The sequence below is a fragment of the Pseudomonas sp. NFACC05-1 genome (genome assembly GCF_900100135.1).
GTDB lineage: Bacteria > Pseudomonadota > Gammaproteobacteria > Pseudomonadales > Pseudomonadaceae > Aquipseudomonas > Aquipseudomonas fluorescens_Q.
In genome coordinates this window covers 209,723-231,100 of record NZ_FMTR01000003.1, presented here as the reverse complement: position 1 = coordinate 231,100, position 21,378 = coordinate 209,723, and the positions used below count along the sequence as shown (strand labels likewise).

General features: G+C 61.9%; 18 protein-coding genes and 2 pseudogenes. 11 read left to right on the top strand and 9 right to left on the bottom strand.

Translation table 11 applies throughout. The features are described from left to right. Positions 1–107 precede the first annotated feature (107 nt). The 11 genes and pseudogenes from hisI to BLO97_RS07340 all read left to right on the top strand — a co-directional run bounded on the left by hisI (position 108) and on the right by BLO97_RS07340 (position 8,999). Positions 108–506, top strand: coding sequence for a phosphoribosyl-AMP cyclohydrolase (hisI, locus tag BLO97_RS07390; RefSeq protein ID WP_063323322.1), 399 nt, complete (start codon positions 108–110; stop codon positions 504–506). Further along, positions 499–831 carry a phosphoribosyl-ATP diphosphatase gene (locus tag BLO97_RS07385; RefSeq protein WP_003186671.1) on the top strand — a complete coding sequence of 111 codons (333 nt, stop codon included), beginning with the start codon at positions 499–501 and terminating at the stop codon, positions 829–831. The genes hisI and BLO97_RS07385 overlap by 8 nt, the downstream gene beginning before the upstream one ends. A gap of 24 nt (positions 832–855) precedes the next feature. Then, complete coding sequence (locus tag BLO97_RS07380) at positions 856–1,143, top strand: twin-arginine translocase TatA/TatE family subunit (protein ID WP_063323323.1); 288 nt, start codon at positions 856–858, stop codon at positions 1,141–1,143. Positions 1,144–1,153: 10 nt separating this feature from the next. Next, entirely contained in the window at positions 1,154–1,576 is a 423-nt protein-coding gene (gene tatB / locus BLO97_RS07375) for a Sec-independent protein translocase protein TatB (protein ID WP_092146802.1), read from the top strand. After that, the gene (gene tatC / locus BLO97_RS07370; protein WP_060739577.1) at positions 1,573–2,370 is read left to right on the top strand and encodes a twin-arginine translocase subunit TatC; all 798 of its coding nucleotides are present in this window, start codon (positions 1,573–1,575) and stop codon (positions 2,368–2,370) included. Before tatB ends, tatC begins: the two co-directional genes overlap by 4 nt. After that, entirely contained in the window at positions 2,367–3,074 is a 708-nt protein-coding gene (locus tag BLO97_RS07365; protein ID WP_092345452.1) for a 16S rRNA (uracil(1498)-N(3))-methyltransferase, read from the top strand. Before tatC ends, BLO97_RS07365 begins: the two co-directional genes overlap by 4 nt. 159 nt (positions 3,075–3,233) lie before the next feature. Beyond that, positions 3,234–4,295: pseudogene (locus BLO97_RS32215) on the top strand (methyl-accepting chemotaxis protein); the annotation flags it as partial. Next, complete coding sequence (locus tag BLO97_RS32210; RefSeq protein WP_371914212.1) at positions 4,287–5,150, top strand: methyl-accepting chemotaxis protein; 864 nt, start codon at positions 4,287–4,289, stop codon at positions 5,148–5,150. The pseudogene BLO97_RS32215 and the gene BLO97_RS32210, both read left to right, overlap by 9 nt. A gap of 149 nt (positions 5,151–5,299) precedes the next feature. Continuing rightward, a pseudogene (locus BLO97_RS32205) lies at positions 5,300–6,346 on the top strand (methyl-accepting chemotaxis protein); the annotation flags it as partial. Then, positions 6,332–7,204, top strand: a complete 873-nt coding sequence (locus tag BLO97_RS32200; RefSeq protein WP_371914211.1) for a methyl-accepting chemotaxis protein — start codon at positions 6,332–6,334, stop codon at positions 7,202–7,204. The pseudogene BLO97_RS32205 and the gene BLO97_RS32200, both read left to right, overlap by 15 nt. Before the next feature lie 1,453 nt (positions 7,205–8,657). Further along, positions 8,658–8,999, top strand: a complete 342-nt coding sequence (locus BLO97_RS07340) for a DUF6124 family protein (RefSeq protein ID WP_092345448.1) — start codon at positions 8,658–8,660, stop codon at positions 8,997–8,999. A 201-nt stretch (positions 9,000–9,200) separates the two neighbouring features. On the opposite strand, the gene mdoH is transcribed toward BLO97_RS07340, so the two are convergent. From mdoH to hutH, 9 genes are all read right to left on the bottom strand, one after another. Next, positions 9,201–11,771, bottom strand: coding sequence for a glucans biosynthesis glucosyltransferase MdoH (gene mdoH, locus BLO97_RS07335; protein WP_092222297.1), 2,571 nt, complete (start codon positions 11,769–11,771; stop codon positions 9,201–9,203). Beyond that, the gene (locus BLO97_RS07330; RefSeq protein ID WP_218189610.1) at positions 11,764–13,506 is read right to left on the bottom strand and encodes a glucan biosynthesis protein G; all 1,743 of its coding nucleotides are present in this window, start codon (positions 13,504–13,506) and stop codon (positions 11,764–11,766) included. The genes mdoH and BLO97_RS07330 overlap by 8 nt, the downstream gene beginning before the upstream one ends. A gap of 350 nt (positions 13,507–13,856) precedes the next feature. After that, entirely contained in the window at positions 13,857–14,294 is a 438-nt protein-coding gene (gene dtd, locus BLO97_RS07325) for a D-aminoacyl-tRNA deacylase (protein ID WP_092151025.1), read from the bottom strand. Further along, positions 14,291–15,262, bottom strand: coding sequence for a prolyl aminopeptidase (pip, locus tag BLO97_RS07320; protein ID WP_003196909.1), 972 nt, complete (start codon positions 15,260–15,262; stop codon positions 14,291–14,293). Before pip ends, dtd begins: the two co-directional genes overlap by 4 nt. Positions 15,263–15,367: 105 nt before the next feature. Further along, positions 15,368–16,279: an alpha/beta hydrolase gene (locus BLO97_RS07315; protein WP_256571716.1), complete on the bottom strand. Its 912-nt coding sequence runs from the start codon at positions 16,277–16,279 to the stop codon at positions 15,368–15,370. A 144-nt stretch (positions 16,280–16,423) separates the two neighbouring features. After that, positions 16,424–17,371, bottom strand: a complete 948-nt coding sequence (locus tag BLO97_RS07310; protein WP_092222294.1) for a choline ABC transporter substrate-binding protein — start codon at positions 17,369–17,371, stop codon at positions 16,424–16,426. Between the two features lie 261 nt (positions 17,372–17,632). After that, positions 17,633–18,436, bottom strand: a complete 804-nt coding sequence (gene hutG / locus BLO97_RS07300; RefSeq protein WP_092151016.1) for an N-formylglutamate deformylase — start codon at positions 18,434–18,436, stop codon at positions 17,633–17,635. Positions 18,437–18,447: 11 nt separating this feature from the next. After that, positions 18,448–19,650, bottom strand: coding sequence for an imidazolonepropionase (hutI, locus tag BLO97_RS07295; protein ID WP_092151013.1), 1,203 nt, complete (start codon positions 19,648–19,650; stop codon positions 18,448–18,450). 136 nt (positions 19,651–19,786) lie between these two features. Next, entirely contained in the window at positions 19,787–21,319 is a 1,533-nt protein-coding gene (gene hutH / locus BLO97_RS07290; RefSeq protein ID WP_063323336.1) for a histidine ammonia-lyase, read from the bottom strand. Positions 21,320–21,378: the final 59 nt, after the last annotated feature.

Below are 21,378 nucleotides of genomic sequence, written 5' to 3'. Positions count from 1 at the left end.
ATCAGCCGCAAGCTTTAAGCTGCAAGCCACAAGCTCCATACATACATAAATCTGCTTTTTACTTGCAGCTTGAAGCTTAAAGCTTGCCGCTGCCGTCAGGACTCAAGATGAAAAACTGGCAGGACGAGATCAAATGGGACGCTGACGGCCTGGTGCCGGCCATCGCCCAGGATCACAAGACCGGGCGTGTGCTGATGATGGCCTGGATGAACCGCGAAGCGCTGGCCCTGACCGCCGCCGAGAACCGCGCCATCTATTGGTCACGTTCCCGTGGCAAGCTGTGGCGCAAAGGTGAAGAGTCCGGGCACGTGCAGCACCTGCATGAGATGCGCCTGGACTGCGACGGCGACGTCATCATCCTGATGGTCGAGCAAGTCGGTGAGATTGCCTGCCACACCGGCCGTCAAAGCTGCTTCTATCGCGTCTTCGAGAACGGCGACTGGAAAATCGTCGACCCGGTGCTCAAGGACCCGCACGCCATTTATTCAGGACATACGCATGAGTGACACCCTGACCCGCCTGGCCCAGGTGCTGGAAGAGCGCAAGGGCGCCGCGGCCGACAGTTCCTATGTCGCCAGCCTGTACCACAAGGGCTTGAACAAGATTCTGGAGAAAGTCGGCGAAGAGTCGGTCGAGACCATCATCGCCGCCAAGGACGCCGCCATCAGTGGCGATTGCAGCGACGTGATCTATGAGACCGCCGACCTGTGGTTCCACAGCCTGGTCATGCTGGCCCAACTGGGGCAGCATCCGCAGGCCGTACTGGATGAACTGGACCGTCGCTTCGGTCTGTCCGGGCATGTCGAGAAAGCCTCGCGCCCGTCCGCCTGATCAATTTTTGAGAGGAGTAGCCACATGGGTATCTTTGACTGGAAACACTGGGTCGTCATCCTGGTCGTCGTGGTGCTGGTGTTCGGTACCAAGAAACTGAAAAACCTCGGCACCGATGTCGGCGAGTCGATCAAGGGCTTTCGCAAGGCCATGAACGACGACGAAAAACCGGCCGACCCGTCGGCGGCTGCTAGCCAACCGGCGCAGCCGACCCAACCGGTACACCCCCAGGCCAGCCAGCCTGTGAACGCGCCGCACACCATCGACGTGCAGGCACAGAAAGTCGAAGAGCCCGTCCGCAAAGACTCGTGAGCACTGACTAATGTTTGGGATCAGCTTCACTGAACTGCTGCTCGTCGGCCTCGTCGCCCTGCTGGTACTGGGCCCCGAGCGTCTGCCGGGTGCTGCGCGCACCGCCGGCCTGTGGATCGGCCGCCTGAAGCGCAGCTTCAATGCGATCAAACAGGAAGTTGAACGTGAAATCGGGGCCGACGACATCCGTCGGCAACTTCACAACGAACATATTCTGTCCCTGGAGCAGGAAGCGCGGAAAATCTTCACGCCGACCCAACAGGAACCGACGCCGGTTCAGCCCGTGGCCGAACCGACGATTGCGCCACAGGCGCCGGTGGATGGTGCGCAGCCGCTGGCTGAACCGGCACCAGTGACACCGACGGTAACGGATACAGCGCCCCCTGCTGTCCCTGCGCCTAACGACCCTACTTTGCCGCCGCGAGCCCCATGAGCGATATCCCTGAAAACGACCAGCCGATGCCGCTGGTATCGCACCTCACCGAGTTGCGCACACGCCTGCTGCGTTGCGTCGCGGCGGTTTTCATCATCTTCGCCGGGCTGTTTTCCTTCACCCAGCAGATCTACACCTTCGTCTCCACGCCGCTGCGCCAGTACCTGCCGGTAGGGGCGACAATGATCGCCACCGACGTGTCGTCGCCGTTCCTGACACCGCTGAAGCTGACGATGATGGTCTCGCTGTTCCTGGCGATCCCGGTGATCCTGCACCAGATCTGGGGCTTCATCGCACCGGGCCTGTACAAGCACGAAAAACGCATCGCCGTGCCGCTGCTGGTGTCCAGCATCCTGCTGTTTTACACCGGCATGGCCTTCGCCTATTACTTGGTGTTCCCGCTGATCTTCAAGTTCTTCGCCGCCGCCACCCCGGCGGGCGTGGAAATGATGACCGACATCAGCAGCTACCTGGATTTCGTCATGACGCTGTTCTTCGCCTTCGGCGTGGCGTTCGAAATCCCCGTGGCCGTGGTGCTGCTGGTATGGATCGGCGTGGTCGACGTGGCCTACCTGAAGAAGATCCGCCCTTACGTGATCATTGGCTGCTTCGTGGTCGGCATGATCCTGACCCCACCGGACATCTTCTCCCAGACCCTGCTGGCGGTGCCGATGTGGCTGCTGTTCGAGATCGGCATCCTGTTCGGTGGCCTGGTGCGCAAGCGCCGGGAAGAAGAACCCGAGGACCAGCCGGTCGATGACCACAACGACCAGCCGCCAGCGACCCAAGCGTGAACCTGCTGCTGCTCGAAGAGGCCGACTTCATCGGGCCTGACCGCGTCATCCTCAGCGATCGCCGGTTGACCCACATGCAGGAAGTCCATCGCAGCGCCGTCGGTGACAGCCTGCGCGTCGGGCGCATCGGTGGGCTGATGGGCACCGCCCAGGTGCTGCGCCTGGAAGCTCGCGAGGCCGAACTGCAAGTGACCCTCGACCAGCCGCCGCCGGCCAAGTTGCCGCTGACCCTGGTGCTGGCCCTGCCTCGCCCGAAAATGCTCCGTCGCGTGTTCCAGACCATCGCCACCATGGGCGTGCCGCGCGTGGTGCTGGTCAACAGTTATCGTGTGGAAAAGAGCTTTTGGCAGACGCCGTTCCTGGAGCCCGAGGCCATCCGCGAGCAATTGATCCTGGGCCTGGAGCAGGCCCGGGACAGCGTGCTGCCGGAAATCATCATCGAAAAACGCTTCAAGCCCTTCGTCGAGGACCGCTTGCCAGCCATGGCGGATGGCACCCTGGGGCTGGTCGGCCATCCTGGCAACTATCCGCCCTGCCCGCGAGCGCTAACAGAGCCGGTGACCTTGGCCATCGGCCCCGAAGGCGGTTGGATTCCCTACGAGATCGAACTGCTGGGCAAGGCCGGCCTGCAACCGGTTCAACTGGGCGAGCGAATCCTGCGGGTCGAGACTGCGGTAACTGCCTTGCTCGCGCGATTGTTCTGATCCTCGTAGCTTGTGCAACGTGACCACAGGCGATTCATCCTCGCTGGCTGCAACGCTTGCCCTCTCCACCGCTAGACTCCCTGACGATTTCTACAGATCCCCGGCATATGGTCGATACTCTCTTCATAAGGCCTATAACAGGTTTGAGGGAGTATCGGCATGTTCAGTTGGTTAACCGAAAAGCTGGGAAACGTCAGCGTCAATCGCAAGCTGGGTTTCGGTTTTGGCCTGGTCCTGCTCATGACCCTCTTGAGCACCTTCGCCGGCTGGAACAGCCTGAGCAGTGTGATCAGCCGTTCAGATAAACAAGCTTCCATCGCCAGTATCAACGAGGCGGCCAAGGATTTACGCGTCGCCCGTCTCGACTACGAGATGCGACGCGGCGAACAAGGGCCGACAGCCGTCAACGAGCTCCTGGGCAAACTTCAAGAGAGCATCCAAGCTGCCCTCAAACGATTTGTGCGCCCGGCAGACCAGGAGTTGCTCAATCAGCAATTGGCTAATGTCGATGAATACAAGCGTGCCTTTGTCGACCTCACTCAAGCGACGCAGAACCGCGAGTCGGCCCGGTCCAAGCTTGGCGCCAACGCCGACAACGCCGTGGCCAAGGTGACAGACGTCGAAAATGCCTTGCGACAAGGCGACAGCGTCCCGCAATTCAACAACGTGGTCGAGCTGAGCAAACTGCTCCAGCAAGCGCGTTACCAAGTTCGCGGCTACACCTACAGCGGTAAGGCCGACGCCGAGCAGCCGGCGCTGGATGCCATCGAAAACGTCCTGAAAAACTTCGAGAGCCTGCCGGGCAAGTTACCGGAACAGCACGCAACCAACTTGCAACAAGCCGCCGAATCAATGAAAGCCTATCGCGCAGCCGTCAGCCAGTTCCGCGATTCGCAGGTCGCCAGCGCCTCAGCCCTCAAGAGAATGGTCGACCAGGACACCCATTTGCATGAGCTGAACAAACATTTGACGGCCTCGCAGATTGAGAAGCGCGACCTGGAGACGATTCATGCGAAAGAGGCCCTGATTACCGTTGCCGTCCTGGCGTTAGCGTTTGGTCTGCTGGCTGCGTGGATCATTACGCGGCAGATCGTTGTTCCCCTGCAACAAACCCTGGTGGCCCTCGAACGTGTCGCCTCGGGCGATTTGAGCCATAACCTGGTGGTTACCCGCCGTGACGACATGGGCCAATTGCAAGCCAGCCTGCAGCGAATGGTGATCAGCCTGCGGCAACTGATCGGGGGTATCAGCGACGGCGTCACGCAAATCGCCAGCGCCGCCGAACAGCTCTCGGCCGTCACCGAACAGACCAGTGCCGGGGTCAACAGCCAGAAAACGGAGACCGACCAGGTCGCCACTGCCATGCACGAAATGACCGCCACCGTGCAGGAAGTAGCGCGCAATGCCGAGGAAGCCTCCGAAGCGGCAGTTGCCGCTGACCAGCAGGCTCGCGAAGGCGAAAAAGTGGTCGGCGAAGCCATCGCCCAGATCGAACGCCTGTCCAAGGAAGTGGGCATCTCCACCGAAGCCATGGGCCACCTCAAGCGCGAGAGCGACAAGATCGGCAGCGTGCTGGACGTGATCAAGTCTGTCGCCCAGCAAACCAACCTGCTGGCCCTCAACGCCGCCATCGAAGCAGCCCGGGCCGGTGAAGCCGGGCGTGGGTTTGCGGTGGTCGCCGATGAAGTCCGCAGCCTGGCCCAGCGCACCCAGAAGTCCACCGAAGAAATCGAAGAACTGATCCTCGGCCTGCAATCGGGCACCGAACAGGTCGCGACCACCCTGGACAACAGCCGCAACCTGACCGACAGCAGCGTCGAACTGACCCGCCGGGCCGGTGGCTCACTGGAAAACATCACCCGCACGGTCTCGGCGATCCAGTCGATGAACCAACAGATCGCCGCCGCCGCCGAGCAGCAGAGCGCCGTGGCCGAAGAGATCAACCGCAGCGTCGTGAACGTTCGCGATGTGTCCGAACAAACGGCTTCTTCCAGTGAAGAAACCGCAGCCTCCAGTGCCGAACTGGCACGGTTGGGGGTGCATTTGCAGACGCTGGTAAGTCGCTTCAAGGTCTAACCATAAGGGCAGGTATAAAACCGTGGCCAGAGATTGCTCGCGCTTGGGCGCGAAGCGGCCACTACTGTGACATCTATTCTCTACAGATCCCTTCCAAACGGTCGATATAGCTCCCAGCACACAAACTCAGCGCTGCAGGGAGTAACAGTATGTTCCGATGGCTAGGTAATGTAGGCGTTAATCGCAAACTCGGTTTCGGCTTCGGCCTGGTGCTGTTCCTGACCGTGATAATCGCCTTCACGGGCTGGACCGGCCTGGGTAACGTCATCAGCCGTGGCGACAAGCTGGGGTTCATTGCCAGCCTGAACGATTTGACCAAGGACTTGCGCCTGGCACGCATGAACTACGACACCTCGCGGGGCGAGAACGGCCCCCAGCAAGTCAACGACCTGATCGGCAAACTCGACGCCGGGCTGAAAACCGCCCGCCAACTGATCGAACAACCGGCCGATGCCGCACTGATCGATAAACAATTGACCGCCGTGGCCGAGTACAAAAAAGCCTTCGCCGAGATGACCCGCGCTACCGCCAGCCGAGAAGATGCCCGCAGCAAACTCGGTGCCAGTGCAGACAATGCCGTGGCTCGCGTCGCTGAAGTAGAGAAGTCGTTGCTGGAAGGCGACAGCGTCGCCCAGTTCAACAACGCTGTGACCCTGAGCAAGGCGATCCAGCAAGCACGCTATCAAGTTCGCGGTTATACCTACAGCGGCAAGAACGAAGCCCAGCAACCGGCCCTTGAGGCCATCGACAATGTCCTCAAGCTTCTCGCACGCTTGCCAGAGCAGTTACCCGAAGAACATGCCGCCAACCTGCAACAGGCCAACGACTCGATCAATGTCTATCGCGCAGCGGTCAGCCAGTTCCGCGACTCCCAGATCGACAACGCCGCCGCACTCAAGCTCATGGCAGAGCAAGGCGACGTATTGATCGACGCCAGCCAAAAACTGACGGTCTCCCAGACCGCTGTGCGCGACCGTGATGCCGCCAAGGCCAAGACCTTCCTGGTCTCGGCTGCCGTACTGGCCCTGTTGTTCGGTGTCATCGCCGCCCTGGTCATCACCCGGCAGATCGTCGGTCCTCTGGGCCAGACCCTCAAAATCGCCGAACGCGTGGCTGCCGGCGACCTGACCCACAACCTCACTTCCGAGCGCCGCGACGAACTGGGCCAGCTACAGCGCGCCATGCAGAACATGACCGTGGGCCTGCGGCAATTGATCGGCGGCATCAGCGAAGGCGTCACGCAAATCGCCAGCGCCGCCGAACAACTATCGGCCGTTACCGTACAGACCAGCGCCGGCGTCAACAGCCAGAAAGCGGAAACCGACCAGGTCGCCACCGCCATGCACGAAATGACCGCCACGGTGCAGGAAGTGGCCAGCAATGCCGAAGAGGCTTCCGAAGCGGCCGTCGCCGCCGATGCCCAGGCACGCGAAGGCGATAAAGTCGTCGGCGAAGCGATTGCCCAGATCGAGCGCCTGGCACTCGAAGTGGGTAATTCCACCACCGCCATGGGCGAGCTGAAGCGAGAAAGCGACAAGATCGGCAGTGTGCTGGATGTGATCAAGTCCGTCGCCCAGCAAACCAACCTGCTGGCCCTCAACGCCGCCATCGAGGCGGCCCGGGCCGGTGAAGCCGGGCGTGGGTTTGCGGTGGTCGCCGATGAAGTCCGCAGCCTGGCCCAGCGCACCCAGAAGTCTACTGAAGAGATCGAGGAACTGATCCTTGGCCTGCAGTCGGGCACTGAGCAGGTCGCGGCGACCTTGGACAACAGCCGCAGCCTGACCGACAGCAGCGTCGAGCTGACCCGTCGTGCCGGTGCGTCGCTGGAAAACATCACCCGTACCGTCTCGGCGATCCAGGCGATGAATCAGCAGATCGCCGCTGCGGCTGAGCAGCAGAGTGCTGTGGCTGAAGAGATCAACCGTAGCGTACTGAATGTGCGTGATGTGTCGGAACAGACTGCCGCCTCCAGTGAGGAAACGGCTGCTTCCAGTGCTGAGTTGGCGCGGTTGGGGGGGCATTTGCAGGGGTTGGTGGGGCGGTTTAGGGTTTGATGGTTTTGTGTGTATATCCGTTATTTAGGTAACGGCTGCTTAGGGTTCCGCCCTGACGGCGGGTCACTTTCGAAAAGCGCGAAAGTAACCAAAGCGCTTGTGCCCCACCACTCGGTGCCTCGCTTAGGCTCGGCATGCCCTCACTCCGGCATTGCTCCGTGGGCCGCCGCGAAGGGCCATCCATGGCCCAGCGCGGCTAACCCGGCATCCATGCCGGGTTGCCCACTGCGCAATGCCTGCGTTCGGCCAGCGTGGTTAATGGGGCGCCCGAGATCAACGTCCACCACGAGGCGGCCTGGTAGCCGACCTGGTTCTTGATGGGGACCGCATTCCTCCTGTGGGATCAGCTTGCTCGCGAAGAGGCCGGCACATCCAACATCACCGCAAAACTGACACACCGCCATCGCGAGCGAGCTTGCTCCCATATTCACCTCCAGTGAAAACAAAATTCATGTCCAACACAGCCCCCTTGTGTTGCGAGCTTGCTCGCGATGAGGCCGGCAAGCCCAACATTTATGTGACTGAACCGCCGCCTTCGCGGGCAAGCCCGCTCCCACAGTTGAATCGGGGTACACCCGCAAGAGACAGGCCAGCTACTAGGCCGCCTTCGCGGGTAAGCCCGCTCCCACAGTTGAATCGGGGTACACCCGCAAGAGACAGGCCAGCTACTAGGCCGCCTTCGCGGGTAAGCCCGCTCCCACAGTTGAATCGGGGTACACCCGCAAGAGACAGGCCGGCTACTAGGCCGCCTTCGCGGGCAAGCCCGCTCCCACAGGGGAAACGCGGTCCCACCATGAACCAGGTCGGCTACCAGGCCGCCTCGTGGTGGACGTTGATTTCGGCGCCCCGTTAACCACGCTGGCCGAACGCAGGCATTGTGGAGTGGGCATCCCGGCATGGATGCCGGGATAGCCGCGCTGGGCCATGGATGGCCCTTCGCGGCGGGCCCACGGAGCAATGCCGGAGTGAGGGCATGCCGAGCCTAAGCGAGGCACCGAGTGGTGGGGCATGAGCGCTTTGGTTACTTTCGCGCTTTTCGAAAGTGACCCGCTGTAAGAGCGGAACCCTAAGCAGCCGTTACCTAAATAACGGATATACATACAAAAATACCTGCGCCCCACAATCCGTCATCCCAAGGCTACGGAGCCTTGCGCCATTGCCTACAACTACGCCAGAATCCGCCGGCTTGTGCGCCTTGGCCCTGGGCTCTAACGTTTGCAGGTCGCTGTCAGTTCAGCGATCGGGTTTAGCAGCCTGGACAATCCTAGACGTACGCTCTCCACATGCGTGAGCAGGCTTCAGCGCCTGCACATCTATGTCATGGCGGTTGTGCGTGGGAGACCTTCGGGTCTGCCGGGTTCTAGGGTCCCGGTCTGCTAACCCGCGTACAGTCGCCACCCATTCTCGTTTAGCAGCGATATCTGGCGGCTCCATTACCCTAGGAGCGTCAACCATGTTCAAGGCCACACCCAACCCACCAGAACCCGAAACCGACCCCAAGAAACTCCAGGAAGCCACCGACCGCGCGCTCGATTACTACCTGAAGCCCAAACAGCCCAACCCCGAAGAAAAACAGCCATCGGGCCAGCTCTTCACCGTCGTGGACGGTATCGACACTGAAAGCCTGTTGGCCAACCTCAGCGAAAACCTGGCCTCAGCCGACGCCATGGTCAGTGACCTTGCGTTCGACCTGGAAGGTTCACGACGTCATGTCGCCCTTGGTATTCAGCAACTGATCGAGCTGAGTGCTTTGTTGGCGAATCGAGCACTGGACAACGTCAACACACAACCCTGACCGCACCACGAAATGTGGCGAGGGAGCTTGCTCCCGCTGGGTGGCGCAGCCGCCCCCGCTTTTTGGCGTCCGCTGCGCGGCCGAGCGGGAGCAAGCTCCCTCGCCACAGGTGTTAACCCTATCCCCGGATCAAACAGTCGTGTTCACAACAGCGCCCAACAAAAAGCCCCGCTTCCTTCCAGAAGCGGGGCTTTGTGCGTATCAGGCCACTTGAGGCTGCACGCTCACCGGCTGTAGCGGTAGCAGCGGTGCATGAGGGTCGGCCTTGACCGACTCACGCCACGCCGCCAGCCACTCGGGATGCCCCTCGCTCCAGACCTGATCATGCAGGCGAGACAAGGCCACCGGGTCGCTCAGCAAGGCCAGTCGCTCGGCGTTGCTGAGGCCGGTCGGGCCGGTCTTCAAGGCGTGACGAACGCGTTCGACCCGCAGCCATTCGATCGGCTCGGCCTTGCCGTGACGCGAGGTTGCCAACGCATACGCCAAGGCGTTCTGTTGTGGATCGACCACCGCCCGGATGAAACCGTCTTTGAGCGCATGCCAACGGTTTTCATGGGTGTACTGGTCCGTCGACAGCAGTTCCTGGGGCGGTGCGTATTCCTCAGGGATCAGGAACAGGCTTTCATCGCGGGACTTCAAGCCCAGGCCCACGCGGCTGGAAATCACCGATACCGGAATCGACAGCATCAGCGAGCCGACAATCGGCACCAGCCACCACAGGAAGCTCGGGTTCAGCCAGATCACCAGCAAGGCCCAGAAGAAGCCCAGCAAGGTTTGCGGGCCGTGGCGCTTGACCGCTTCGCTCCATGGCGTGGAGTCGTCGTCACGTTGTGGCGAGTTCCAGGTTGCAGCCCAGCCCAGGAATGCGGCAAGCACGAAGCGGGTGTGGAAAATCATCCGCACTGGCGCCAGCAGCATGGAGAACAGCATCTCCAGGAGCATCGACAGCGTCACCTTGAACTTGCCACCGAACTCCTTCGCACCCTTGGCCCAGATCAGCACGATACTCAGCAACTTGGGCAGGAACAGCAGCACGATGGTGGTGGAGAACAGGGCGATGGCTTTTTCCGGGTGCCATTGTGGCCACAACGGATAGAGCTGACGCGGCTCGAGGAAGTACTGCGGCTCCATCAGCGTGTTCACCGCCAACAACGCAGTGGACAGCACCAGGAAGAAGAACCACAGCGGCGCCGACAGGTAAGACATCACGCCGGTCAGGAACACCGCACGGTGCACCGGGTGCATGCCCTTGACCAGGAACAGCCGGAAGTTCATCAGGTTGCCGTGGCACCAGCGACGGTCACGCTTGAGTTCGTCCAGCAGGTTCGGCGGCAGTTCTTCGTAGCTGCCCGGCAGGTCATAGGCAATCCACACGCCCCAGCCGGCACGGCGCATCAGCGCCGCTTCGACGAAGTCGTGGGACAGGATGGCACCGGCGAACGCGCCTTTACCGGGCAGCGGCGCCAGTGCGCAGTGCTCGATGAACGGCTTCATGCGAATGATCGCGTTGTGGCCCCAGTAGTGGGATTCACCCAACTGCCAGAAGTGCAGGCCGGCGGTGAACAGCGGGCCGTACACCCGGGTGGCGAACTGCTGCATGCGCGCATACAGCGTGTCCATGCCCGAGGCACGTGGCGCGGTCTGGATGATGCCAGCGTCCGGTGTGGCTTCCATCAGGCGCACCAGGCTGGTCAGGCACGTACCGCTCATGACGCTGTCAGCGTCGAGCACGACCATGTACTTGTAGTCGCTGCCCCAACGACGGCAGAAGTCGTCGAGGTTGCCGCTCTTGCGCTTCACGCGACGGCGACGGCGGCGATAGAAGATCTTGCCAAAGCCCCCGGCTTCACGGCAGACATCCAGCCAGGCCTGCTGCTCGGCTACGCAAATATCGGTCTCGTTACTGTCGCTGAGCACGAAGAAGTCGAAACGATCCAAGTCACCGGTGGCAGCCACCGACTCGAAGGTTGCGCGCAAACCGGCGAATACCCGCGGCACGTCTTCGTTGCAGATCGGCATCACCAGTGCGGTGCGGGCGTCCTTGGGAATCGGCTCGTTGCCGGCGCTGGCACCGGAGATGCGGTACTTGTCGTGACCGGTGAGCAATTCGAGAAAGCCCATCAGCGCCGTCCAGAAACCCGCCGACACCCAGCAGAACAGGATCCCGAACAGGATCAGGATGCTGGTTTGCAACGCATACGGCAGCACTTGCGTGGCCGTCTGCAACAGCGGTTGGTGCAGGACTTCGTCCAGGTCCACCAGCGACCAGCCTTGGTACGGCATGATGCCTTTCATGTACCAACCGGCAACGATGGTCTGGCCGAGCATCAGGATCAACAGGATGTAGCGGCGGATCGAACCCACGGTACGCCAGCGTGCATGGGGCAGCACGCGCTCATCCTTGGGCGGCTTCGGCGGGTTGGTACGCCCGGTCAGGCGCCGCCAACCGCGCACCAGGATATTGGTGCGCCACGGTTCCGGCACGACCTTGGTCCGGCGAATCGGCGGTGTCGCCTTCAAGCACACCCGACCGTTGGCATCGAGGGCCAGCATTTCGGCGTCCTCGAGTTCCTCGGCGGTGCTCAGCGTCAGGCGTCGGCCCACCGAGGCTTGCGCCGCCTCGTTGGGTGCGTCGAATGTCGAGGAAGCCAAGCGTTCATGCAATTGGCTGAATGACGTGCAGCCCGCCAGCTCGGCGCGCTGCTCGTCGGTCATCGGCAAGTGGGCCAGATACTCACTGAGAGTCTCTGGTCGTACGGACGTATTACTCATCGGCAGGCAACTGGTAGCTCCAGGTCTCAGTCAGGACTTGTTCAGTCTGTTCCGGTTCCTGTTGGGTTGGGATCGGCTCGGCGACGGCGGTGGATGCCTTGACGGCCTTGGTTTCTTTCTGCTCGCCGGCTTGCTCGTTGGCTTGCTCTTTTTCGCTCTGCTGCTTGGCGACCTTGTCGGCCTTGGCCAGCGTGGCCACGGAATGCGCGGTGGCTGGGAGTTCGACAGGAACAAGCGGCCTGACCAAGGCGGCACGCATCTCGGTCGCTTTGCTCGGGTCCTTGATCTTCAGGCGCAGCGTCAGGCGCCAGCCCTTGGTTTCAGGGTTGTAGCGCACACTGTTCTCGACGATCTCGGCGTTCTCACCAACGCTCACCTGGCTACGCACTTCGGCTTCTTCAGGCAGCGCTTGCAGGGACGGCCCTTCGAAATCCACCAGGTAGGCCACGCTACCGTCCGGTTGACGGATCAGGTTGGACTGCTTCACGTCACCGGTCGAACGCAGGGTCTGCTTGACCCAGGCGCTGTCTGGCGAGTGCAGGTTGGCTTCGTCGAGGGTCCAGTGCAGACGGTAGGCGAAGTCCAGTGGCTGGCCTGGTTCAGGCAGTTTTTCCGGGCTCCAGAACGCAACGATGTTGTCGTTGGTTTCGTCGGCGGTCGGGATTTCAACCAGATCGACAGTACCTTTGCCCCAATCGCCTTTCGGTTCGATCCAGGCGCTTGGACGTTTTTCGTAACGGTCATCCAGGTCTTCGTAGTGGCTGAAGTCACGACCACGTTGCAGCAGGCCGAAACCACGCGGGTTTTCTACCGAGAAGTTGCTCACGGCCAGGTGTTTCGGGTTGTTCAGCGGACGCCAGATCCACTCGCCGTTGCCGGCATGGATGGACAGGCCGCTGGAATCGTGGAGTTCACGACGGTAGTTCAGCACCTTGGACGGCTGGTTGGCGCCGAACAGGAACATGCTGGTCAACGGGGCGATGCCCAACTTGTTGACACGATCACGCAGGAACACCCGCGATTTCACGTCGACAACGGTGTCGGTACCCGGACGCACGATCAGGCGATAGGCGCCAGTGGCCCGTGGCGAATCCAGCAGGGCGAAGATCACCAGGTGCTTGTCGGTCGGTTTCGGACGCTGGATCCAGAACTCGCGAAAGCGCGGGAATTCCTCACCGGAAGGCAACGCGGTGTCGATGGCCATGCCTCGAGCGGACAAACCGTAGACCTGGCCCTTGCCGATGACGCGGAAATAACTCGCGCCCAGCATGGTCATGATTTCGTCTTGCTTGTCAGCCTTGTTGATCGGGTACAACACGCGGAAACCGGCGTAGCCCAGCTGTTCGGTGGCCTTGGGATCGAACTTCACGTCGCCGAAATCGAAACGTGTCGGGTCGTACTTGATCTCGTCGACGGTGGTCGCGGTGATTTCGTTGATCTTCACCGGCGTGTCGAAATGCATGCCCTGGTGATAGAACGACAGCCGGAACGGGGTCTTCTGGTCGGCCCATTCAGCTTTTTCGGTGCGGAAACGAATTTTCTGATAATCGGCGAATTTCATTTCGCGGAATTCGTTCGGCAAATTGCTGCGCGGGGCTTCGAACTTTTGCCCGGCCAATTCTTGTGCCTTCGCCGATACATCATCCAGGCTGAATGCCCACAGTTGGCCCGCGCCGAACAGGCACAGCAGGGCCGAGCCCGCTACCAGAGCGTTTCTAAACCGTTTGGCAGTCATTTTTGGTGCATTACAGGGACTAACAATCACGAGCAACCCTCGCCGAAAACTGATCAAAAAACCAACGGCCAGATAAAGTATCTGCACGGTAACGGCACTGAAAAACCGTTCCTGCGGACCACTCTTGCCAAGTTGGCGAGCATTGTTCCGACTCCGATGGGACAAAATGATTCCCCAAACGGTCCAGGACAAGTCTCTACCTAAGTCAAATGGACCAGCGAACGCTGATCCCCCGTAGCGCGCGATTATCTAGTAGCCCGCGTGACAACGCATCAGGGGTAGCAAAGTATTTATCGAGAAAACTCCCAGTTTTTCCTCGAAACAGGCCCGAAAAGATGTTTCAAGCGCTTTCAAACCTGTAACAGGAACGTTACCGGGCCATCATTGACCAAATGCACCTGCATGTCGGCGCCGAATCTACCTGATGCCACAGTGCCATGCACCTGTTTTGCCTGGGTGAGCAAATAGCTGAACAACTCTTCTCCCAGGGCCGGAGGTGCGGCTGTCGAAAAACTCGGGCGCAAACCACTTTTGGTGTCGGCCGCCAAGGTGAACTGCGACACCAGCAACAACCCACCACCGACATCCGCCAGGGACAGGTTCATCTTGCCGTCGGCGTCGCTGAATACTCGATAGTTAAGCAGCTTATGCAGCAGTTTGTCGGCGCTGGCCCGGGTATCCCCGGGCTCGACGGCCACCAACACCAGCAAGCCCTGGTCCACGGCGCCGACGATCTCACCTGATACTTCGACCCGTGCGCAGCGAACTCGTTGCAACAGCCCCTTCATGCTTCTTCAGGCGGCAGGTCGAGCAGGCGCCGGGCCATTTGCGCAGCGGCGCGCACCAATGCGTCGGTGATCCCCGGCTCCGAAGCGGCGTGACCAGCGTCGCGAATCACCTGCAGTTCGCTGTTGGGCCAGTTTTGATGCAGCTCCCAGGCATTGTCCAGCGGGCAGATGACGTCGTAGCGGCCATGCACGATGACGCCCGGCAAATGGGCGATCTTGCCCATGTCGCGAATCAACTGGTTGGGTTCGAGGAAAGCGTTGTTGGTGAAGTAGTGGCATTCGATCCGGGCGATCGACAGCGCCCGCTGCGGCTCGGAGAAGCGATCGACCACCAGCGGGTTCGGACGCAGGGTCGCGGTACGACCTTCCCAGGTGGACCAGGCCTTGGCCGCATGCATCTGGGCGATCTGGTCGTTGCCGGTCAGGCGCTTGTGGAAAGCGCTGAGCAGGTCGTCGCGTTCGTCCAAAGGGATGGGTGCGATGTAGTCCTGCCAGTAGTCGGGGAACAGGCGACTGGCGCCGGCCTGGTAGAACCACTCGATTTCCTGCGGACGGCAGAGAAAGATCCCACGCAGGATCAGGCCGTGTACCCGCTCGGGATGGGTCTGGGCGTAGGCCAGGGCCAGGGTCGAGCCCCAGGAACCGCCAAACAGCACCCACTTCTCGATGCCCAGGTGTTTGCGGATGCGCTCCAGGTCTTCGACCAGATCCCAGGTGGTGTTGTTCTCAAGGCTGGCATGGGGGGTGGACCGACCGCAGCCGCGCTGGTCGAAAGTGACGATGCGGTACAGGTTCGGATCGAAGTAACGCCGGCTCTGCGCATCGCAGCCGGCACCCGGGCCGCCGTGAATGAACACCACCGGCAGGCCTTCGGGGGAACCGCTTTCATCGACATAGAGCGTGTGGGTGTCATCGACAGCCAGATCGTGCCGGGCATGGGGTTTGATCTGCGGGTACAAAGTCTGCATTGCGCGCTCCGTAAGGGGTCGAGTCATCCCTGTGGGGACGTCTATTTAGTCTGCCGTCCGGCATCATAAACCCGAATTACCTTAATGAGCATGTCCCCTGCGCAGTCAAAGCATGTCAGCCAGGTACGCCAGCAGCGTGCGATACATCTGATCGACCTCTGGCACCTGGCCGCGGCCACGCAGGCAACCGTGGACCAGCCCATTGCCGACATACAGCGCGGCGTCTCCCCCTGCGGCGTTCAGCCGCTCGCAATAAAGGACGCCGTCGTCGCGCAGCGGGTCCCATTGCGCGACAGCAACCAGCGCTGGTGGCAAGCCGTCCAGGCTGTCGGCGAGTAACGGCATGGCATAAAGCGAGGGACGAGCGCCACCCAGGTACAGCGCCTCATAGCGCTCCAACTCGCGACTGCTCAGGAGCGGGGCATCGCAGCACTCGTGACGCGACGGCAGATCCGCAGGGCCACCGAGCGCCGGATAAATCAAGACCTGGGCCCGCGGCAACGGTTGCCCGGCATCGCGCAAGGCCAGGCATAACGCGGCGGCGAGATTGCCGCCGGCGCTGTCACCGACCACCAGCCGGCGACGGGGGTCGATGGCAAACGGGGCGTCGGTCAAGTGGCGCCACACTGCCAGGCAATCTTCGAAACCGGCCGGAAACGGATGCTCCGGGGCCAGCCGGTAATCCACCGCCACCACCAACGCGCCCAACTCAGCGGCCAGCTCCATGCAGATGAAGTCATGGGAATCCAGGTCCCCCACGACCCAACCGCCACCGTGCAGGTAAAGCATGCATGGCCAGCCGGCAAGCGGTGCCGCACGTTGCGGGTAATAGGCCCGCACCGCCACGCCGGCCAGTTCGAAATCCTCGACGGCCAGCGTCGGCGGGCAAGGCGCAGTGAACGCCCGGCACATCTGGCTGTAGGCCTGGCGCGAGCCGGCAAGGCTGTCGTCCAGGCTGGTGAAGCTCAGGGTTTTGTCGATGAAAGCCGACATTGCCTGGGAGAGTGGGTAGGTCATCGTGGTGTGGCTCAAAGGCTTTTGTGGCGAGGGAGCTTGCTCCCGCTGGGCTGCGCAGCGGCCCCAAAATTTTGCGAGCGCTACGCACTCGAGCGGGAGCAAGCTCCCTCGCCACACAGGGTTATCAGTGCCCGGAAGATTGCCTCAGTTCTTGAGACTGGCCTGCACCGCCGCCACGCCATCCTTGCCATCGAAGCTCGTGACACCCGCCAACCAGCGCTGAAGATCCTCGGGATGCTCGCGTAGCCATTGGCGGGCGACGTCCTGGGGTGTCTTGCGCTCCATGATCGGCACCATCAACTGACTCTCCTGGGCGGCGGTGAAGGTGAGGTTCTCCAGCAAGCGGTTCACGTTCGGGCAGCGCTGGGCATAGTCCGGCGCAGTCACGGTGGAGACCGTGGCGGCGCCTTCGTTCGGGCCATAGACATCTTCACTGCCGGTCAGGTAGCTGATGTTCATGTTGATGTTCATCGGGTGCGGGGTCCAGCCGACGAAGACCACGAACTCCTTGCGATTCACCGCGCGCTGCACCGCCGCCAGCATGCCTGCTTCGCCGGATTCGATCAGCTTGAAGTCCTTGAGGCCGAAGTGGTTGGTCTCGATCATGGTCTTGATGGTGGTGTTGGCACCGCTGCCCGGCTCGATGCCGTAGATCTTGCCGCCAAGCTGATCCTTGAACCGGGCGATGTCGGCAAAGGTCTTGAGCCCTGCCGCCGCCACGTAGTCGGGTACCGCCAGGGTGGCCTGGGCATCGGCCAGGCTTGGCTTGTCCAATACCTTCACTTGGTTGGCGGCCAGGAATGGCGCGATGTTCTTGTCCATCGCCGGTTTCCAGTAGCCCAGGAAGATGTCGAGGCGCTTGTCGCGGATGCCGGCAAAGATGATCTGCTGCACGGCGCTGGTCTGCTTGCTGTCGTAGCCCAGACCGGTGAGCAGCACATCGGCCATGCCGCTGGTGGCGATCACGTCGGTCCAGTTGACCACGCCCATGCGCACGGTCTGGCACGACGCAGGCTCGGCGGCCATCGCCCCGGCGCTCAAGAGGGTGGTACCGCAGAGGATCGACAGACAGCGTTTGAACAGTCTTTTCATCGGGAAGGTCTCGTGCGGCAGCGGATTATTGTAGGTCGGTGTCTTGCTGCACCGTGCCCAAAACATTACGCAGCGCCGAGGGGCTGAAGATGAACTGTGGCGACTCGGTTTTGCACGGTGGCGACAGGTTGAGGGCACTGAAGACCTCTGTGGCGAGGGAGCTTGCTCCCGTTGGGCTGCGCAGCGGCCCCAAAAACTTGCGAGCGCTACGCATTCGAGCGGGAGCAAGCTCCCTCGCCACAGAAGCTGCCTCACCACAGGTTAATGCTTGTAAGCCTGCCGCCCCCACGCCAACAAGCCTTCCAGCAATTGCCTGAGTACCACTTGCGTCGGCTCCGCCAGGTCGGCGCGATAGTTGAACGGTTCGTACTCTTCCATGTAGGTGCTCTGGCAGAGTTCCAGTTGCACCGCGTGGATGTCTTCGGCCGGGTTGCCGTAGTGCCGCGTAATGTGTCCGCCCTTGAACCGCCCGTTGAGCACGTGGGTGAACTGACCATGGCGAGCGCAGATGGCTTCGAGCTGGCTGGCCAGGGTCGGGTCGCAACTGGCACCGTTGAACGTGCCGAGGTTGAAGTCCGGCAGCTTGCCGTCGAACAGGTGCGGGATCACCGAACGGATCGAATGGGCGTCGAACAGCAAGGCATAGCCGAACTCGGCCTTGAGCCGCGCCAGTTCCTGCTGCAGCGCCTGGTGGTAAGGCATCCAGATCTGTTGCAGATACCTCGCCCGCTCCTCGGCCGACGGCTCCAGCCCTTGGCGAAACAACGGCACGCCATCGAACAGCGTCGCCGGGTACAAACCGGTGGTGGCGCCGACGTACATCGGCTTGTCATCGGAGGGACGGTTCAGGTCGACGACGAACCGTGAGTACTCGGCGGCCAGGGTGCTGGCACCCAGCTCGGCGGCAAATTCGTAGAGCCTTGGGATGTGCCAATCGGTGTCTGGCAGGCTTTGCGCCTCGGGGATCAGCCCGGCCTGTACCGCCGGAGTCAGGCGCAGGCCGGCGTGAGGCATGCTGATCAACAGCGGCACGCGTCCTTGCTTGAAATTCAGGACCTTCTCCACAACCGTTCTCCTCAATCGATTTCCACGCCGTGACGCACGACGCGTTTTTCCAGATCGCCACCGAGCCAGTACGCCAGGTCGGCCGGGCGGTCGATGTGCCAGGCGACAAAGTCCGCGACCTTGCCGGCAGCCAGCGAACCGTGGGTTTGAGCCATGCCCAAGGCCTGGGCCGCATGAATCGTCGCCCCCGCCAAGGCTTCTTCCGGGGTCATGCGGAAGCAGGTGCAGGCCATGTTCAACATCAAGCGCAACGACAGCGCCGGCGAGGTGCCCGGGTTGAGGTCGCTGGCCACGGCGATTTTCACACCGTGCTTGCGCAGGGCTTCCATGGGCGGCAACTGGGTTTCGCGCAGGAAATAAAACGCCCCCGGCAGCAACACCGCCACGGTGCCGGATTCGGCCATGGCCTTGGCATCGTCCTCGGTCATGAACTCCAGGTGATCGGCCGACAGCGCCTGGTAACGCGCCGCCAGGCTGGAACCGTGCAGCGACGACAATTGCTCGGCGTGCAGCTTCACCGGCAGCCCAAGTTGTTGCGCTGTGATAAACACCCGCTCGACCTGCGCCGGGGAAAACGCCAGGTATTCGCAAAAGGCATCCACCGCATCCACCAGTCCTTCGGCTGCCAAGGCCGGAAGCATCTCGCTGCAGATGTGTTCGATGTAGTCGTCGGCGCGATCCTTGTATTCCGGCGGCAAAGCGTGGGCCGCCAGACAGGTGCTGCGTACGCTGACTGGCAGCTCAGCGCCGAGGCGGCGGATGACGCGCAGGATCTTGCGCTCGCTGGCCAGGTCCAGGCCGTAACCGGATTTGATTTCCACGGTGGTCACGCCGTCGCGCATCAGGCTTCCCAGGCGCTTGGCGGCGCTGGCGAACAGCTCGTCTTCACTGGCGGCGCGGGTGGCGCGTACGGTGCTGGCGATGCCACCGCCGGCTGCGGCAATCTCGGCGTAGCTGACGCCTTGCAGGCGCTGCTCGAACTCACCGCTGCGGTTGCCGCCAAATACCGTGTGGGTGTGACAGTCGATCAGCCCCGGCGTGACCCAAGCGCCCTTGAGGTCGTTGACCGCCGGGTAGTCACCCGTCGGCAATTCGGCACGCGGGCCGATCCATTGGATGTGCTTGCCCTGGGTGACGATGGCGGCGTCTTCGATGATCGAGTAGACGCCCTGGGCCATGGTGGCGGCGTGGCAGTTTTGCCAGAGGGTTTTCATTGATGTCCTCCGTCAGGATCATTCCCACGCTCCGCGTGGGAATGCAGTCCGGGACGCTCCGCGTCCTTCGTAGATCGGGACGCAGAGCGTCCCATGAGGCGTTCCCACGCAGAGCGTGGGAACGATCGAATCAGCCTTACAGGCTCGGCAACAACTGCGCCGTGACCAGCTCGTTCAGGCACCGACTCGCCAGCAATTCACTGGCCGCATTGATGTCCGGCGCAAAGAAGCGGTCCTTCTCGTAAAACGGCACTTGCGCACGCAACAGCCCCCGGGCCCGCTCCAGCTTCGTGGAGGTCTTCAAGCCGCCACGCAGGTCCAGCCCCTGGCAAGCCGCAAGCCATTCCACCGCGAGGATCCCACGGGTATTTTCGGCCATTTCCCACAGACGCTTGCCGGCAGCCGGGGCCATGGAAACGTGGTCTTCCTGGTTGGCCGAGGTCGGCAGGCTGTCCACCGAATGCGGATGGGACAGCGCCTTGTTTTCGCTGGCCAGGGCCGCCGCGGTGACCTGGGCGATCATGAAGCCGGAGTTCACCCCGCCATTGGCCACCAGGAACGGCGGCAACTGCGACATGTGCTTGTCCATCATCAACGAAATCCGGCGCTCGCTCAGGGAGCCGATTTCGGCAATCGCCAAGGCCATGTTGTCGGCGGCCATCGCCACCGGTTCGGCGTGGAAGTTGCCGCCGGAAATCACGTCACCCTCGGCGGCGAACACCAGCGGGTTATCCGACACGGCGTTGGCCTCGATCACCAGCACTTCGGCGGCCTGGCGGAACTGGGTCAGACAGGCACCCATCACTTGCGGTTGGCAGCGCAGGGAGTACGGGTCCTGGACCTTGTCGCAGTTCTGGTGCGAATCGGAGACTTCGCTGCGCTCGCCCAGCAGATCGCGGTAGGCAGCGGCGGCGTCGATCTGGCCTTTCTGGCCACGGGCGGCATGGATGCGTGCATCGAATGGCGAACGCGAGCCGAGCACCGCTTCCACCGTGAGGCCACCCAGGGCCAGGGCACCGGCAAACAGGTCTTCGCCTTCGAACAGGCCACGCAGGGCAAACGCGGTGGATACCTGAGTGCCGTTGAGCAGCGCCAAGCCTTCTTTCGCGGCCAGGGTCAGCGGCGCGAGGCCGGCCACTTTCAGTGCCTCGACAGCCGGCAACCATTCGCCTTTATAGCGCGCCTTGCCTTCGCCCAGCAGCACCAGGGACATGTGGGCCAGCGGGGCCAAGTCGCCGGAAGCACCGACCGAACCCTTGAGCGGAATGTGCGGATAGACCTCGGCATTGATCAGCGCGATCAGCGCATCGATCACCTGCCGACGGATGCCGGAGAAACCCCGGCTCAGGCTGTTGACCTTGAGCACCATGACCAGCCGCACCAGCGCATCGCTGATCGGCTCGCCCACGCCGGCGGCATGGGACAGCACCAGGGAACGCTGCAGGTTTTCCAGGTCTTCGCTGGCGATGCGGGTCGAGGCCAGCAGGCCAAAACCGGTGTTGATGCCGTAGGCGGTGCGGTTCTCGGCGAGGATCTGTTCCACGCAGGCGACGCTGGCCTCGATCTGCGCCGACGCGCTGGCGTCGAGGCTCAAGGTCACCGGTTGCTGATAGATGTCACGCAATTGAGCCAGGCTCAATTGGCCGGGAATCAGGTTTAAGGCAGTCATGTATTGCTCCTTTTGAGAGTTTTGTTTTTACCCGCCAGTCGCTCCGGAATGTTCCGTTA